General features: G+C 56.9%; 1 protein-coding gene. It reads left to right on the forward strand.

The genetic code is table 11. The features are described from left to right. Window positions 1-333 (forward strand): transposase (locus tag AD944_RS00020; RefSeq protein ID WP_211263305.1); only part of this gene is annotated, 333 nt, incomplete at its 5' end. Window positions 334-518: the final 185 nt, after the last annotated feature.

Raw genomic sequence — 518 nt, forward strand, 5'->3', positions numbered from 1 at the left:
GCACGCGGGGATATGGAAAACCGCATCAAGGAATGCCAGATGGATCTGTTCTCAGACAGGACCTCGTCCCACACCATCCGGGCCAACCAGCTCCGGCTGTGGTTCTCGGCCGCAGCCTATGTCCTGCTGACCGCTCTGCAAAGACTGGCCCTTGGCCAGACCAGCCTGGAGACGGCGACCTGTGGCACCATACGCGCACGACTGCTCAAAATCGCGACACGTGTAACGCTCAGCGTCCGTCGGATTGTCCTGTCCATGCCGGACATGTTCCCCTGTCAGCATGAATTCGCCCTCGCTCATGCACGATTGCGAAGGCTCCGGAAGGCCATCTGAAGAAACAGACAGTGCACAGACCACATATCTTCCACCAACACTGCCTTCTCAGGCCGTGACACCCTCACTGCGTTCAGAACCCGCCGCCAGAAGCACAATATCGTCAATATTCCAGATCGGGCTCCTGTGGGATGACTGAATTCTACAAAATGACCCGAAATTGCCTCAAGTGTGAGAAATCCGCG

The organism is Acetobacter tropicalis, from assembly GCF_001580915.1.
Taxonomy (GTDB): domain Bacteria; phylum Pseudomonadota; class Alphaproteobacteria; order Acetobacterales; family Acetobacteraceae; genus Acetobacter; species Acetobacter tropicalis.